This is a genomic window from Immundisolibacter sp. (genome assembly GCF_014359565.1).
Taxonomy (GTDB): Bacteria; Pseudomonadota; Gammaproteobacteria; order Immundisolibacterales; family Immundisolibacteraceae; genus Immundisolibacter.
The window spans coordinates 1-12,878 of sequence record NZ_JACIZD010000026.1 but is presented as its reverse complement, the minus strand read 5'-3'; the positions used below and the strand labels follow the sequence as shown (position 1 = coordinate 12,878).

Here is a 12,878-nt window from a genome sequence, read left to right as displayed (position 1 = left end):
GTACTCGAGATCGGAAAAGCTCGTTTGCATGACGTCTGCTCACCCCCGCTGCGGACCAGGCCGCATTGTCTCAGGACCAAGGTCTCATGCCACCTAGACGTGGGAATAAATCAGCGTTTCCCTAGGCGAAGAAGTACGACACAAAATTACCGCAGCGGAAGTCGATGCGCTTGAGAAAAGTGGATTGCCGGAAGGTATGTCAATCGATGAATCGGAAAGTGGCGGAAGTGAATTGGTTTTGGCTTCAGACCTGGACAAGAAGGCCGTGCAGGACTGGATGAAGGAGGTAAAACCGGACGCTGTTTCAAAGCGGGTGCTTAGCGCGGCACTGAAGGCATCAAAAGGTCGAAAACCAACGCAGGAAGAGTCGGATGGCGGCAGGCAATGGCTTTGCGAAAACTTTTTTGACATTCGGACCTTCGGCGCCGTATTGAGCCTTAAATCCGCCCCGAATTGCGGGCAAGTGCGCGGACCCATCCAACTCACCTTTTCGCGTTCGATCGACCCGATTGTTGCTTCGGAGCATTCGATCACTCGCATGGCGGTCGCCACCGAAGCTGAATCCTTGAAGCAGGGCGGCGACAACCGCACAATGGGCCGCAAGCACACCGTGCCCTACGGCCTGTACCGGGCGCATGGCTTCGTGTCCGCTTTTCTTGCCAAGCAGACCGGCTTTTCCGAGGACGATCTGGCGCTGTTCTGGCAGGCGCTCGGTCAGATGTTCGAACACGACCGCTCCGCCGCGCGCGGCGAGATGACCACGCGCGGGCTGTACGTGTTCAAGCACGATTCGGAGCTCGGAAACGCACCGGCTCACGCGCTGTTCGAGCGCGTTCAGGTGAAACGCAAGAATGAGGTAAGCGTACCGCGCGGCTTCAACGATTATGATGTGGTGGTGGATGAAGCTGACATGCCGCCTGGCGTGAGCTTGCTGCGCAAGGTGTGAACCTTTACCGCCGCCCGGCCCAATACCCCGGGCGGCGGCTGTGGTTGGCAACCGCGATGATGCGAATGTGGTCGGGATACACCCGGTAGATCAGCGAATAAGGAAACTTCGGCAAAGTGAATGCGCGCATTTTGTACTGGCTTGTAACGCCCAATTCCGGGAATGCCCCGAGCAATGCCAGCGCGTGTTCGAATTCGTTGGCGAAATCATCCGCAGCGGCAAACGCCAGTTCTTCGAGATACCAGTCGATAGCCGCTTCGAAATCCGCCAATGCCTCGTCGGAAAGGCTAATCCGCATGGGCTGCTTTGGCTGCGCCAATGCGAGCGCGGATTCTGGACATGGCCTCGTCTGCCGGAATCCATTGCGTGCGTCCTGCTTCCATGTCCGCCACCCGCCGGGCGATTTCCTCACCCCAGGCTTGGGCGATGGCTTCGGGCGAATCTTTCGGCACACCTTCCAGGCTTACGATCAGGCGGTGGATGAGTTCGCCGCGCTCTTGCGGCGAAAGCTGCAAGGCCTGGGTTTCAATCTCTTTCAAAATTGCTGCCATGACTTGCTCCTGTAACAGCTGTCTGGCGGAAATGGTAGCACTCGCGGCATGACCGAGACAGACCCGATTCCGCTCTCCGCCCTCCAGCACTGGGCGTATTGCCCGCGCCAGTGCGGACTGATCCATCTGGAGCAGGCGTTCGCGGATAACATCCACACCGCCCGTGGCCAGGCGGTGCATCGGCTGGTGGATACGCCGGGGTACGAGATGCAAGCGGGCGTCAAGGTGGAGCGAGCCTTGCCGCTGTGGTGCGACCGCCTGGGGCTGATCGGCAAGGCGGATCTGGTGGAGTTCCATCCTGATGGCCGGATTTTCCCGGTCGAGTTCAAGCACGGCCGGCGCCGCCAAAAGCATCACGACGATGTCCAGCTCGCCGCCCAGGCGCTGTGCCTCGAAGAAATGCTCGGTCGGCCGGTGACCCACGGCGCCATCTATCACGCCAGCAGCCGGCGGCGGCGCGAGGTCGCCATCACATCCGAATTGCGCCGCTTGGTGCAGGAAACCACCGATGCCATCCGCGTCATGCTGACCAGCGGCCGCTTGCCGCCACCAGTGAACGACGCCCGCTGCCGGGAGTGCTCGCTGAACGAAATCTGCGAACCGGCGGCGCTGGCAGCAAAGGACATACAGGCCGAACTGCGCGCGGAACTGTTTCGAACGACCGATCCATCGTAGAGGCCGCCATGTACAGCCTGCAAAACACCCTCTACGTGATGACGCCCAACGCCTACGCGCACCTGGAGAACAACACCGTGCGCATCGACGTCGAGCGCGAGAAACGCCTGCAGGTGCCGCTGCATCATGTCGGCAGCCTGGTCTGTTTCGGCAATGTCATGGTCTCCCCCGCGTTGATGCACCGGCTGGCCGACGAGGGCAAATCGCTGGTGCTGCTGGAGACCAGCGGCCGTTTCAAGGCACGCCTCGAAGGGCCTATTTCCGGCAATATCCTGTTGCGCCAGGCGCAACATCGCAGCGCCGGCGACCGCGGTTTCGCGCTCGAACTCGCCCGCGCAATCATCGCCGGCAAGCTCAAGAACAGCCGTGCCCTGCTGGTGCGCGCCGCCCGAGAAACTCCCGACTCCACCGAGCAGGCCGCGCTCACCCGCACCGCCGACAACCTTGCCGCCTCGCTGCGCGCCGCAGCGGTAGCGACCGACCTCGATGCCCTGCGCGGCGTGGAAGGCGAGGCCGCCCGGGGCTATTTCGGCTCCCTTAATTCGGTGGTCAAACCTCAGGCGCGTGCCCATTTCGCGCTCAACGGCCGCACCCGCCGCCCCCCGCTGGATCGCTTCAACGCACTGTTGTCGTTTCTGTATTCCATGTTGATGAACGACTGCCGGTCGGCTTTGGAGACGGTGGGTCTCGATCCACAGCTTGGCTTTTTGCATGCCGTACGGCCGGGCCGGGCGGCCCTTGCGCTGGACCTACAGGAAGAATTCCGCTCCATCCTGGCCGATCGCCTGGCGCTCACCCTGATCAACCGCAGCCAGCTCGGCCCCGGCGATTTCGACCAACGTGAAGGCGGCGTGGTCATGCTGAACGACCGGGGTCGACGCACCGTGATCACTGCCTGGCAGGAGCGCAAGCAGGAAGAAATCACCCACCCGCTGCTGGGCATGAAGTTGCCCATCGGCGTCGTGCCCTTCGTGCAGGCGCGGCTGATGGCCCGCACCGTGCGCGGCGAAATGACGGGCTACCTGCCCTACCTGCCGAAATAGGCCTCGCCATGCTGGTCGTCGTCACCTACGATGTGTCCACTGAAACCGGCGCCGGACGCAGAAGGCTGCGGCGGGTGGCCAAGGTATGCGAGGGCGTGGGCCAACGGGTGCAGAAATCGGTTTTCGAGTGTCAGGTAGACGATATGCAGATGGAGGATCTGGAGCGTCGATTGCTCGCTGAAATCGATCAAACCGAGGACAACCTGCGCTTGTACCGCATCACTGAATCGGCCCAGGTCCGCGTGAAGCAATATGGCAGTTTTCGCTCCACAGACTTCGAGGGGCCGCTGATTCTGTGATCCGCGAACCTCAAGCACACGCCGAATATCCAGGAGGTTCGCGGGTTGCCTAGTTCTTTGAAAAATAGGGTAAATATTTCTCCACAGTGCGTTCTGCTCTACTGCTGGTGTCGGCTGTCGGGTTGGTTCGCGGCTGTCGGCAAAAATTCATCTTGGCAGCAACCCGTTGCCAGGGTGGAGCATCACCCGGCCGAAAGGCCGGGTGCGGATTGAAACATGTCAGTTCACCAGCACTTTGCAGGTCATCCCCGCATCACCCGGCCGAAAGGCCGGGTGCGGATTGAAACGTCTGCATGGGCGGCGCCTCAGTCGTAGGTGTACTTGCATCACCCGGCCGAAAGGCCGGGTGCGGATTGAAACCAAATGCGCGTGGCGCTCTTGCGGCTCAGGATCGCGCATCACCCGGCCGAAAGGCCGGGTGCGGATTGAAACGCCAAGCGGCACGTCAACGTAATCACGCCAGCCGGCATCACCCGGCCGAAAGGCCGGGTGCGGATTGAAACCGAGTTCGTGAGCTCGAACTGCTCCTTGAACAGTCGCATCACCCGGCCGAAAGGCCGGGTGCGGATTGAAACAATCCGCGACCCGTTGCACTGGCGCAACCGCGAAGGGCATCACCCGGCCGAAAGGCCGGGTGCGGATTGAAACATGTGGCATGGCCTGACTGAGGCGTTGAGGCGGTAGCATCACCCGGCCGAAAGGCCGGGTGCGGATTGAAACATCGGCAGCCCACGCCAGTGGCCGTGGCTGGCGGGCATCACCCGGCCGAAAGGCCGGGTGCGGATTGAAACGGGCACAAGTCATCGGAATTGCCGATTGGAAACTGCATCACCCGGCCGAAAGGCCGGGTGCGGATTGAAACGGTTACGGCGGATGCTGAAATCAGGCCGTCAAGTTCGCATCACCCGGCCGAAAGGCCGGGTGCGGATTGAAACGATATGCGGTCAGGACCCATGCTGTACCGTTATATTCTACGGCATCACCCGGCCGAAAGGCCGGGTGCGGATTGAAACGTAGTAGCTGCCGCCTTCGGTGCCGATGATGAGAAGCATCACCCGGCCGAAAGGCCGGGTGCGGATTGAAACTTCAACGGGATGTGGTTTGCGACCATCCAAATAAGCGCATCACCCGGCCGAAAGGCCGGGTGCGGATTGAAACAGGCCCATCCTGAAGGTTGAGCACAGTGTACCCGGCATCACCCGGCCGAAAGGCCGGGTGCGGATTGAAACCGATCTTCGCCACACGATTCTTGAGCGGTGCGGCATGCATCACCCGGCCGAAAGGCCGGGTGCGGATTGAAACATCGGTTACGTGTCCGAAAACGTGTTCGCCAGCCAGCGCATCACCCGGCCGAAAGGCCGGGTGCGGATTGAAACCTCGCGGTCCACCTGCAGCGTGCCGGTCACAGCGGCGGGCATCACCCGGCCGAAAGGCCGGGTGCGGATTGAAACTTCTGCGTCTGCGGGTGCCGATCATGTCGATCCCGAGCATCACCCGGCCGAAAGGCCGGGTGCGGATTGAAACAGGCGCGCATGCAGTACTGGCGGCTGGCCGCCGGGCATCACCCGGCCGAAAGGCCGGGTGCGGATTGAAACTCGTAGAGCGTCTGAGCTGCGGACGAACTTGTCTTTGCATCACCCGGCCGAAAGGCCGGGTGCGGATTGAAACTCTGCGACGCGCAAGCAGCCGGCCTGACCTGCGGGCGCATCATCCGGCCGAAAGGCCGGGTGCGGATTGAAACACGCTCCCCCCGCGCGCCTCAGATGATCCCCAGCTCCTTCAGCCGCCCGCGGATCCACTCCCGCTTCTCGGGCGCCACCTGGCGAATCGGCGAGCGCATGACGCCGCCGGCCATGCCTAGCGCCTCGTAGCAGACCTTCAGGTTGCCCAGCGTGGTGGCGTAGGTGAAGTTGCCCGACAGCGGCGCGAACATGATCTCGTCGTAGAAGTCGCGCACCGGCTGCAGTTGCTGCGAGATGGCAAACGCCTCTTCCCACTTGCCGGCCCGCGCCAGTGCCGTGTATTGCTCCAGCAGGGCGCGCTTTTTGCCATACAGGATGTGGGCAAAAGCGCCGTAGATGACCTGGCCGCCCTGGCGCAGGTCGTTCAGCCAGTGATTCTCGAACGGGTCGCTGACGATGAAATCCTCGCCCGTCATGCGCCGCAGCTTGAGGGTGTCGTCGTGGTTCAGACTGCCCTGCTTCATGCCGACGTAGGTCGGAATCTCCGACAGGCGCCGTGAAAGATCCAGGCTGATCAGGTGCCCCGCCACCATGGAGCGGTAGAACAGCAGCGCCAGGTTCGAGTGGTCGGCCAGGTACTTGAAGTAGTCGTAGATTTCCTGGTCCGAGCGCAGCTGCACGATGGGCGTGATGACCTCCGCCGCCACGAAGCCGAGCTTCTCGCAGAAGTTGAGCTTTTCCATCGCCTGATGGACGCTCTGGTCGAAGATGATGGTGTGCAGCGGGATGCGCCCGGCGGCGGTCTCGGCGATCACTTCGTGATAGCGCATCCACTCGGTGACCGACATGTTCCAGCACTCGGCCACGAAGCCGCCGAGCACCAGCCCGCTCTCGCCGATGTCGATGAAGTGTTCGACGTTGCGGCGCAGGCCCTCCTCGTCGAGGCTATCGTCCGGCTTGAAGGGCGTGCACGGGCAGTCGTACCAGTCGCGGATGGTCTGCTTGGCCCAGGTTTTGGCTTCGGATTTGGTGAAGGGCAGTTTGTTGGCCATGGGGATTCTCCTCGGGTGCGAATGAAATGGTGCGAATGAAATCAGGGCGCGGGCGCGTCGATCACCAGCAGCGTGATGTCGGCCGCCCGGTCGCGCAGCGGTTTCAGCTTGGCGTATTCGGGATCGTTCAGCCACACGTCCACGGCTTCCCGGCTCGGGAAGCGGAACAGCACCACCGAATCGGCGGGCGTGCCGTGCAGGCATTCGGGCGCGTTGCTGCGACCCAGCAGCTCACCGCCGTGGCCGCGCACGATGGGGCCGGCGCCCTTGCGGTACTCGGCGAGCAAATCCCAGTCCTTGACCTTGAGGGTCGAAACCATGATGACGGCCATTTTGGCGCTCCTGTTCAGGCCGCTTGCGGGCGGCGGGTGGGTTGCAGCAGTCCGTACACGCGCTCGGCGCTGACCGGCAGTTGCATGATCGGCGCGCCGATGGCATCGGCCACGGCGTTGGCAATGGCGGCCGGCGCCGGCACGTTGGCCGCCTCGGCGATCGGTCCGCAGTTGAACGGCCCCGGCCCTTGCGGGCGCTCCAACAGAACGGTTTTGAGCTCCGGGATGTCCGCGATGCAGGGAATCTTGTAGTCACCCAGGTGCAGCGCCAGCGGCTGGCCGTCTTCCATGCGGTGTTCGGACATCAGCGCAAAGCCCAGGCCCATCAGCATGCCGCCCTCGATCTGGCCCTGGTGCGCCTCCGGATTGACGATGGTGCCCACGTCGTGGGCGCTGGTGATGCGCCGCACGCGGACCTGTCCGGTCTCGGCGTCGACCTCCACTTCCGCCACCTGGGCGGTGAAGTTGGTATCCGCGTTGTCCGGGAACAGGCCGAGTTTTTCGTATACCTGCGCCGTGATCGGGCCGTCGGCGCGGGCGGCCAGGTCGACGAGATCGATGTCGCGGCCGTTGCCGCTGGCGCGTCCGCGCTCCCAGGTGAGCGCCTGCGCATCGCAGCCCAGCGCCGCGGCGGCGATCGGCGCCAGCTTCTCGCGCAGCGCGGCGACGGCGTTCATCACCGTCTGCCCGATGGCGTAGGTGGTACGGCAGCCGCCGACCCCAAAGTCGAACGGCAGCTCGTCGGTGTCGGCAATGCGGATGCCGACCTGCGCCGGCGGCATGCCGAGCGCCTCGGCCACGAACTGCTGCACGGCGGTAAACGTGCCCTGCCCCGGGTCGCCGATCGGCAGCAGCACCGTGATTTTTCCGTCGGTGGCCAGCTCGATCCGGCAGCTCGAATCGCCGCCGACCACGCCGCGCTCGTACATGGCGATGCCAAAGCCGACGTTCGGTTCCTTGCCGCGGCGTTCGTAGTAGCCGGACTCGCGCAGGGCCGCTTGCAGGGTCTCGGCAGCGCGTACGGTCGGCCACTGCACGCCGGTCGGCGAGGCATCGCCCTGGCGCAGGACGTTTTTGAGCCGAAACGCCGCCGGGTCCATGCCCAGCGCCCTGGCGATCAGGTCGAACTGCGCCTCGACCGCGAACATGGTCTGCGGGCAGCCGGGGCTGCGCATGTGGCCGCCGGGAATGGTGTTGGTGTAGACGACCGTGCTGTGGATGTCGATGGCCGGCACCCGGTAGCAGCTGGCCGCCTGGTCGGCGCCGTGCAGGTTCAGGCTCGGCAGCGGCTTGTAGGCGCCGTAGGCCCCGCCGTTGAATTTCAGATCGACCCGCATGGCGGTGATGGTGCCGTCACTGCGCACGCCGGTCTTGATGTCGATGCGCGCGGCGTGGCGCGCATTGGCGGCCATGAGTTCTTCCGTGTAACTCATCACCAGCTTGACCGGCCGTCCGGCCTCGCGGGCCAGCAGATAGGCCACCGGCGCTTCCATTTGCGAACCCTTGCCGCCGAAATCGCCGCCGATGTGCAGGTTGTGCAGCTTGATCGTGGCCGGCTCCACGCCAAAGCAGGCCGCCAGCTGCGCCCGCAGCATGTAGGGGCTCTTGTTGGACGCCCACACCTCGGCGCGGCCGTCGGCGTCCACCCGCGCCAGCACGGCATGCGGCTCGATGTAGCCGTGGTGCTCGGTCGGCGTGCGGAAGGTGTGTTCGAACACGCGGTCGGCCGCGGCAAAACCGGCGTCGAGTTCGCCGTGCTGCCAGCGCATGTAGGCGCACACGTTGGGCAGATCCGGCTCCTGCGGGTGCGTGAAGGCGCCGGCGTAGGACTTCGGCTGTTCGTGAACCAGCGGCGCGCCGGGCGCCAGCGCGGCGTCCACGTCGAACACCGCCGGCAATTCCTCGTATTCCACCTCGATCAGCGACAGCGCCTGCTCGGCGATGTCGCGCGTCTGCGCGGCCACCGCCGCCACCCGGTCGCCGACGAAGCGCACCGTGTCCACCGCCAGCACGGCATGATCGCGAATGGCGCGCCCGGCGTAGTAGGGAAAATCCTTGCCTGTGACGACCGCGTACACGCCCGGCAGCGCCCGCGCCGCGGCGGTGTCGATGCTCAGGATGCGCGCATGCGGATACGGGCTGCGCAGGATGCGCCCCCAGGCCATGCCGGGCAGCACGTAATCGGCGGCGTAACGGGCGACACCGGTAACCTTGTCCGGCCCCTCCATGCGCGAGGTGCGCTGGCCAACGAATTTGTGCGCCATGGAACTGTTCCTCCTTCAAATCGTGCGCCACGCCTGCCGGGCAGCGGCTTGGGACATTATCATGGCCCACCGCCGACCAAACGATCAGCAAGGAGGAGGCTCATGTCCGACCCCACGGTAACCCTGTCACTGCGCATAAACGGCGCGCCCTGGCAGGGCGAGGTGCCCGCCAACCGGCTGCTGGTGGACTTTCTGCGCTACGACGTCGGCCTGACCGGCACCAAGGAAGGCTGCAGCGTCGGCGTGTGCGGCGCCTGCACGGTGCGCCTGAATGACCGGCTGGTGAGCTCCTGCCTGACGCTGGCCGCCATGGCCGACGGCACCGAGCTGACCACCGTGGAGAGTCTGGCCGACCGCGAGGAACTCAAGCCCATCCAGCGCGCCTTCATCGAGCACGGCGGATTCCAGTGCGGCATCTGCACGCCCGGTCAGCTGATGGCCGCGCAGGCGCTGCTGGAGCACGACCCGAACCCAAGCGAGGACGCCATCAAGGCCTGGATGATGAGCAACCTGTGCCGCTGCACCGGCTACTACGGCATCCTGCGGTCGGTGAAGGCCGCCGCCGGGGGCGCCGCGTGAGGGCCTTCGACTTCAAGGCCCCGGACAGCCTGGATGAGGTCTGCGCGCTGCTGGCGCAGTACGGCAGCGATGCCAAGCTGCTGGCCGGCGGCACCGGCCTGCTGAACCTGATGAAACAGGAGCTCGTGCAGCCGGCGGTGCTGGTCAGCCTGCAGCGCGTGCCGGATCTGGGCACCCTGACGGTTGATGGCAATGGCATCCGCGCCGGTGCCGGTGTGCGCCACCGGCGCATGGAAACCGACGCCGCGCTGCAACAGGCCGCGCCCCTGCTGGCCGCCGCCTACGGCCACGTGGCCACCGTGCGCATCCGCATGTCGGCCACGGTCGGCGGCGGGCTGGCACACGCCGACCCGGCCATGGACCCGCCGGCCGTGTGGCGGGTGCTGGGCGCGACCATGCACCTGCGTTCGGAAGGCGGCACCCGGCAGGTGGCGGCGGACGATTTCTTCGAGGACTTCTACACCACGGCGCTGGCGCCGGAAGAAGTGCTGACGGCGGTCACCGCCCCTGCCCTGCCCGAGGGCGCCGGCTGGTCGTACCAGAAGTTTCTGCCGCGCAGCGCGGACGACTATGCCGCCGTGTCCGTGTCCGCACTGCTGTGCCTGGACGGCGACGGCCGCGTGGCGCAGGCGCGGGTCGGTATAGGCTCCGCAGCGCCGATCCCGGTTCTGGCCGAGGCGGTCGCCGCGGCGCTGGTCGGCCAGCAGCCCACGCCACAGGCCATTGCCGACGCCGCGCAGCTCGCCCGCGATGCCGTCGATCCGCTCGACGACCTGCGCGGCAGCGCCGCCTACAAGCGCGACATGGCCGTCGTGTTCACGCGCCGGGCGCTGAGCGAAGCCGCCGCCCGCGCCCGCCGCGCCTGATCCACACTGCAACCAGACTCAACCGGATACGACATGGAATTCGAGTTCAGACACGCCCTGCCCGCCCCCGTCGAGATCGTCTGGGCCGCCATCGAGAACATCGAAACCGTGGCCCTGTGCATCCCCGGCGTGGTGCGCGTCGAGCGCGAAGATGCCGACCGCTACGTCGGCGCCCTGCGCATCAAGGTCGGGCCGATCTCGCTGGAGCTGGGCGGCCTGGTCACGGTGGAACTGCTCGACGCCGACGCCCGCACCCTGCGCTTTCTGGGCGAAGCCAAGGACCGGCGCGTGCCGGGGCAGATCAAAAGCCGCGCCACGCTGATCGTCACCGCCCACGCCGACGGCGGCAGCGAGCTTTACCTGCACAGCGAGACGCACATCCTGGGCAAGATCGGCGAATTCGGGCAGCCGGTGGTGCGCAAGAAAACCGAACAGGTGCTGCGCGAATTCAGCCAGAACCTAAGCCGCCAGCTGATCGGCGACGCCGGCTGACGCACACAGAACCCGGCGCAGCGCGCGCCACGCCATCACACACGGGAGACAACGATGCGAGTTTGCATATTGGGCGCGGGCGGCCTGGGCTCGGTATTCGGCGCCGCGCTGGCGCTGGCCGGCGAGGAAGTGACCTTGATTGCCCGCCCAGCGCACGCCGAGGCCATCCGCAAGAACGGCCTGAAGCTGACCGGCATTCGCGGCGAGCACATCATCCGCGAGCCGCTGACCGCGGTGGCCGATCCGAAGGACGCGCAGGGTGAGTTCGACTACCTGATCCTGGGCGTCAAGGGCAAGGACACCGACGCCGCGCTGAAAGGCGCCGATTGCCTGAAGGACCGTATCAAGACCGCCCTGTCCTTCCAGAACAACGTGGTCAAGGAAGACATCCTCGCCCGCTGGCTGGGCGACCCAAAGCGCGTGATCGGCTTCTCCACCATCGAGGCCGGCAACATGGTCGAGCCCGGCCACGTGCACAACGGCCTGACCATCCCCACCACCAACTACGTCGGCGAGATGGACGGCAGCCTCACGCCGCGCGTCGAGGCCCTCGCCGACGCCTTCAACCGCGCCGGCATGGGCACCAAGGCGGTCACCAACATCAAGCAGGTGCTGTGGGAAAAACTCACGCAAATCTGCGGCGCCGCCGCCTGGTCCGTGAGCTGCCTTGCCGGCGGCAAGGACCTGTACTACCCGGACGGCTTGGTGGTGCGCGAAGGCGCCGCCCATTACGTGCAGGTCAGCCGCGACGCGCTGGCCGTCTACAAGGCCATGGGCTACGCCCCGCAGAACTTCTATGCGCCGGTCTCCAAACTCAAGGAACTGGACGCCGTCGAGGACTTCGAAGCCGCCGTCGACATGATGATGGAACTGGGCCGCGGCATGCAGGCCCAGGGCTACCGCGGCACCACCTCCATGCACGAGGACGTGCGCCGCGGCAAGAAAACTGAAGTCGACTGGATCATCAAGCCGCTGATCGACAAGGGCCTGGAACTTGGCGTGCCGGTGCCGACCCTGACCGCGGCGTATCGGATCATCAAGACGCTGGATAATTACCTGAGCTGACGGGCTGGCCACGCGCGATGACGAAAACGAGGGCTGCGGTGTATAACGTGGCTTACTGTCTCAACTTATTGGTATTAAAGGGCATACCGGATAAATTGAGCCAGATGGTGTACATACTACGTTAGACCTACATCGTGATAACCACCAACCTTCTCTTTCGCACTCTCTTCATCAGCGCAATCGAATACGGCACGGCCTTTGCCATTGAGGTCGACGGAGTTCAGTATCTGGTGACGGCAAGGCACTTGCTTGATACATCGGCCAAGTCCCTCGAGCTAAAGTACTACTACAACGACACATGGCAAGCTGTCTCGGTAGACGTGGTTGGGCATGGGCATGGAGAGATTGATATCTCCGTACTTCGCGCGAGAGCAAAAATTACCGCTGCGGAATACGATGTTGTTCTTTCAATGGCTGGGACGACTCTCGGGCAAGATGTTTACTTCCTTGGCTTTCCATACAAAATGTGGGGCGAGGTAGGTCCACTAATGGGCGGCTTTCCGATGCCGTTCGCCAAGAAGGGCACAATCTCCTCGTTCCAGTTAGGTGCGCTTCAAGTACTCCATATCGATGCGATCAACAACGAGGGCTTTTCCGGCGGCCCGATCTTCTTCACGCCGCCTGGAAGGCATGCTTCGCCGCAGGTCATTGGAGTCGTGTCAAAGTTCCGCATCGAACATGAGCACATAATAGACGGGGACGGTCGCACGACTGATATGTACGTCCCGTACAATACCGGCTTCCTTGTTGGATACGGTATTAGACACGCGCTAGACATCATCAATGCAAGTGCAACGGTCTAACTATTCATTCAAGGGGAACAACAATCGTAACTCAGGCGTTAGGGAAACGCTGATTTATTCCCGCCCGCTGGTGGCGTGAGGCCGTGCTCCTGAGACAATGCGGGCTGGTCCGCAGCGGGGGTGAGCAGACGTCATGCAAACGAGCTTTTCCGATCTCGAGTACGCCGGCAAGAAGAAGCAGACGCGCCGCGAGCGCTTCCTGGCGCAGCTGGAGGCGGTGACGCCGTGG

Annotated in this window: 14 protein-coding genes and 1 CRISPR repeat array; of the genes, 9 read left to right on the top strand and 5 right to left on the bottom strand. The window is 64.3% G+C overall.

The window, feature by feature from the left end; translation table 11 throughout:
* Positions 1-196 precede the first annotated feature (196 nt).
* Positions 197-946, top strand: a complete 750-nt coding sequence (gene cas7c, locus H5U26_RS14800; protein ID WP_290621070.1) for a type I-C CRISPR-associated protein Cas7/Csd2 — start codon at positions 197-199, stop codon at positions 944-946.
* A 4-nt stretch (positions 947-950) separates the two neighbouring features.
* On the opposite strand, the gene H5U26_RS14795 is transcribed toward cas7c, so the two are convergent.
* Both H5U26_RS14795 and H5U26_RS14790 read right to left on the bottom strand, forming a co-directional pair.
* Positions 951-1,244 carry a type II toxin-antitoxin system RelE/ParE family toxin gene (locus H5U26_RS14795; protein WP_290621068.1) on the bottom strand — a complete coding sequence of 98 codons (294 nt, stop codon included), beginning with the start codon at positions 1,242-1,244 and terminating at the stop codon, positions 951-953.
* Positions 1,234-1,497: an addiction module protein gene (locus tag H5U26_RS14790; protein WP_290621066.1), complete on the bottom strand. Its 264-nt coding sequence runs from the start codon at positions 1,495-1,497 to the stop codon at positions 1,234-1,236. Before H5U26_RS14790 ends, H5U26_RS14795 begins: the two co-directional genes overlap by 11 nt.
* A 48-nt stretch (positions 1,498-1,545) precedes the next feature.
* On the opposite strand from H5U26_RS14790, the gene cas4 reads away from it, so the two are divergent.
* Genes cas4 through cas2 form a run of 3 tightly spaced genes read left to right on the top strand, consistent with a single transcriptional unit; the run spans position 1,546 to position 3,514 of the window.
* Entirely contained in the window at positions 1,546-2,172 is a 627-nt protein-coding gene (gene cas4 / locus H5U26_RS14785; protein ID WP_290621064.1) for a CRISPR-associated protein Cas4, read from the top strand.
* An 8-nt stretch (positions 2,173-2,180) separates the two neighbouring features.
* The gene (gene cas1c / locus H5U26_RS14780; protein WP_290621062.1) at positions 2,181-3,215 is read left to right on the top strand and encodes a type I-C CRISPR-associated endonuclease Cas1c; all 1,035 of its coding nucleotides are present in this window, start codon (positions 2,181-2,183) and stop codon (positions 3,213-3,215) included.
* Positions 3,216-3,223: 8 nt separating this feature from the next.
* Positions 3,224-3,514, top strand: coding sequence for a CRISPR-associated endonuclease Cas2 (cas2, locus tag H5U26_RS14775; RefSeq protein WP_290621061.1), 291 nt, complete (start codon positions 3,224-3,226; stop codon positions 3,512-3,514).
* 179 nt (positions 3,515-3,693) lie between these two features.
* A CRISPR array of direct repeats spans positions 3,694-5,255; the repeat unit is 37 nt; unit sequence GCATCACCCGGCCGAAAGGCCGGGTGCGGATTGAAAC.
* Positions 5,256-5,273: 18 nt separating this feature from the next.
* On the opposite strand, the gene H5U26_RS14770 is transcribed toward cas2, so the two are convergent.
* Genes H5U26_RS14770 through H5U26_RS14760 form a run of 3 tightly spaced genes read right to left on the bottom strand, consistent with a single transcriptional unit; the run spans position 5,274 to position 8,844 of the window.
* Positions 5,274-6,248, bottom strand: a complete 975-nt coding sequence (locus tag H5U26_RS14770; RefSeq protein ID WP_290621059.1) for a dihydrodipicolinate synthase family protein — start codon at positions 6,246-6,248, stop codon at positions 5,274-5,276.
* Between the two features lie 41 nt (positions 6,249-6,289).
* The gene (locus H5U26_RS14765; RefSeq protein ID WP_068802362.1) at positions 6,290-6,580 is read right to left on the bottom strand and encodes a DUF1330 domain-containing protein; all 291 of its coding nucleotides are present in this window, start codon (positions 6,578-6,580) and stop codon (positions 6,290-6,292) included.
* 14 nt (positions 6,581-6,594) lie between these two features.
* Complete coding sequence (locus tag H5U26_RS14760) at positions 6,595-8,844, bottom strand: xanthine dehydrogenase family protein molybdopterin-binding subunit (protein WP_290621056.1); 2,250 nt, start codon at positions 8,842-8,844, stop codon at positions 6,595-6,597.
* Between the two features lie 102 nt (positions 8,845-8,946).
* Here H5U26_RS14760 and H5U26_RS14755 point away from each other — a divergent pair, with 102 nt between their 5' ends.
* The 5 genes from H5U26_RS14755 to H5U26_RS14735 all read left to right on the top strand — a co-directional run bounded on the left by H5U26_RS14755 (position 8,947) and on the right by H5U26_RS14735 (position 12,649).
* Positions 8,947-9,423: a (2Fe-2S)-binding protein gene (locus H5U26_RS14755; RefSeq protein WP_290621054.1), complete on the top strand. Its 477-nt coding sequence runs from the start codon at positions 8,947-8,949 to the stop codon at positions 9,421-9,423.
* Positions 9,420-10,289 (top strand): FAD binding domain-containing protein, encoded by an 870-nt coding sequence (locus H5U26_RS14750; protein WP_290621052.1) that lies wholly within the window; start codon positions 9,420-9,422, stop codon positions 10,287-10,289. The genes H5U26_RS14755 and H5U26_RS14750 overlap by 4 nt, the downstream gene beginning before the upstream one ends.
* Positions 10,290-10,322: 33 nt before the next feature.
* Complete coding sequence (locus H5U26_RS14745) at positions 10,323-10,781, top strand: SRPBCC family protein (RefSeq protein ID WP_290621050.1); 459 nt, start codon at positions 10,323-10,325, stop codon at positions 10,779-10,781.
* A gap of 54 nt (positions 10,782-10,835) precedes the next feature.
* Positions 10,836-11,846 carry a 2-dehydropantoate 2-reductase gene (locus H5U26_RS14740; RefSeq protein ID WP_290621048.1) on the top strand — a complete coding sequence of 337 codons (1,011 nt, stop codon included), beginning with the start codon at positions 10,836-10,838 and terminating at the stop codon, positions 11,844-11,846.
* A gap of 134 nt (positions 11,847-11,980) precedes the next feature.
* A complete protein-coding gene (locus H5U26_RS14735; RefSeq protein ID WP_290621046.1) occupies positions 11,981-12,649 on the top strand; it encodes a serine protease in 669 nt (222 codons plus the stop codon).
* Positions 12,650-12,878: the final 229 nt, after the last annotated feature.

What these genes read in the sequence shown, in the direction of transcription:
- cas2 (WP_290621061.1), top strand. Translation starts at nt 3,224, where the DNA reads ATGCTGGTCGTCGTCACCTACGATGTGTCCACTGAAACCGGCGCCGGA.
- H5U26_RS14755 (WP_290621054.1), top strand. Translation starts at nt 8,947, where the DNA reads ATGTCCGACCCCACGGTAACCCTGTCACTGCGCATAAACGGCGCGCCC.
- H5U26_RS14790 (WP_290621066.1), bottom strand. Translation starts at nt 1,497, where the DNA reads ATGGCAGCAATTTTGAAAGAGATTGAAACCCAGGCCTTGCAGCTTTCG.
- cas7c (WP_290621070.1), top strand. Translation starts at nt 197, where the DNA reads ATGTCAATCGATGAATCGGAAAGTGGCGGAAGTGAATTGGTTTTGGCT.
- H5U26_RS14760 (WP_290621056.1), bottom strand. Translation starts at nt 8,844, where the DNA reads ATGGCGCACAAATTCGTTGGCCAGCGCACCTCGCGCATGGAGGGGCCG.
- H5U26_RS14745 (WP_290621050.1), top strand. Translation starts at nt 10,323, where the DNA reads ATGGAATTCGAGTTCAGACACGCCCTGCCCGCCCCCGTCGAGATCGTC.
- H5U26_RS14740 (WP_290621048.1), top strand. Translation starts at nt 10,836, where the DNA reads ATGCGAGTTTGCATATTGGGCGCGGGCGGCCTGGGCTCGGTATTCGGC.
- H5U26_RS14770 (WP_290621059.1), bottom strand. Translation starts at nt 6,248, where the DNA reads ATGGCCAACAAACTGCCCTTCACCAAATCCGAAGCCAAAACCTGGGCC.
- cas1c (WP_290621062.1), top strand. Translation starts at nt 2,181, where the DNA reads ATGTACAGCCTGCAAAACACCCTCTACGTGATGACGCCCAACGCCTAC.
- H5U26_RS14765 (WP_068802362.1), bottom strand. Translation starts at nt 6,580, where the DNA reads ATGGCCGTCATCATGGTTTCGACCCTCAAGGTCAAGGACTGGGATTTG.
- cas4 (WP_290621064.1), top strand. Translation starts at nt 1,546, where the DNA reads ATGACCGAGACAGACCCGATTCCGCTCTCCGCCCTCCAGCACTGGGCG.
- H5U26_RS14795 (WP_290621068.1), bottom strand. Translation starts at nt 1,244, where the DNA reads ATGCGGATTAGCCTTTCCGACGAGGCATTGGCGGATTTCGAAGCGGCT.